At 36.7% G+C, this 1,160-nt stretch carries 1 protein-coding gene and 1 pseudogene; one reads left to right on the top strand and one right to left on the bottom strand.

Features of this window, described 5'->3' with window-relative positions:
• Positions 1-240: pseudogene (locus AC1DRF_RS28880) on the top strand (MBL fold metallo-hydrolase); the annotation flags it as partial.
• Positions 241-316: 76 nt separating this feature from the next.
• On the opposite strand, the gene AC1DRF_RS28885 reads toward AC1DRF_RS28880, so the two are convergent.
• Positions 317-1,120 (bottom strand): alpha/beta fold hydrolase, encoded by an 804-nt coding sequence (locus AC1DRF_RS28885; protein WP_377573653.1) that lies wholly within the window; start codon positions 1,118-1,120, stop codon positions 317-319.
• Positions 1,121-1,160 lie beyond the last annotated feature (40 nt).

The raw sequence follows: 1,160 nt of genomic DNA on the forward strand, positions 1-1,160 counted from the left end.
CCCTTTTACCACTTAGATTTACTGATATTTGGTACATCTTTCTGGAAAGAATATCTTCAAAAAGAAAAAAGATCCGTATATGACGTGACAGAGGCAATGGAGATCAAAGCGAAGCTACAGGCCAAAAACATGGTGTTTACTCATTTATCACATGATATTGATATCCAAAAGCACGCCGAGATGCTTTCAGGTGAAAACGTAAGCTTTGCCTATGACGGACGCGAGATTTTATTACCCTAAAGCAATACATAAAGGCATAAAAGGTTTCATTTAAAGAAGCAGCGTAGCTAAAGCGCTGCTTCTTTAAGTTTGTAAATTAGATATGTTCGATAAAGTTGCTCACAACTTTGTTAAATCGATCGCTTTCTTCAAGAAAAGGGCAGTGGCAGCTGTTCTCAAAAACTTCAAGTACAGAACCTGAAACCAGCTTTTGAATATGTCTTCCAGCTGCTACCGGAATGAGCTTTTCTTCTTTTCCAAAGCATAGTAAGGTAGGGATTGCAATAAACGGTAGAAAATCTCGATAGTCCACTATGGATTGATCAAACAAAATAGCACTGGCTATCGACTCAGGCATTTTCGTTACTTCTTTCATAACCCAATGTTTATCTTCTTCAGTTAATTCATCCTTAAACATAAGCGGAATAAAATTTTCTAATGTACTTGTTCGATCAAGCTGAATACCCTGCATCAGCGAAATAAGCGCAGGTAAATCAAATGCACCGATCGGAAAGTCGGGCCATTTAAAATCTGAAGCCATTTCATCTACAATAATATTTCCTTTTACATTTTCTTGACCAAATTGTTTCAAATATTCCCACACAACAAAAGCACCCATCGACCAGCCTACTAATATGACGTCTTTTAATTGATGAGTGGTTATAAACTCATGCACATCATGAGCATAAGTGGAAATTGTATGGCCGTATGGAGTATGACTTGAATTTCCATGTCCTCTTAAATCCAAAAGAATAGTTTGATACTGTTTTGAAAAAAAAGAAAGCTGGTTATGAAAAAAACGACTGCTCATCCAAACTCCGTGAATGAAAATAATAGGTGTTCCTTCCCCTTGTTGTTCATAGTACAAAGTTGCACCGTCTTTTAATGTATAAAAAGGCATCATTTTTGCCCCCAAYCTCAAAGATTTATATCTCATCATG

This window comes from Priestia sp. P5_B4, from assembly GCF_056400385.1.

What these genes read in the sequence shown, in the direction of transcription:
- AC1DRF_RS28885 (WP_377573653.1), bottom strand. Translation starts at nt 1,120, where the DNA reads ATGCCTTTTTATACATTAAAAGACGGTGCAACTTTGTACTATGAACAA.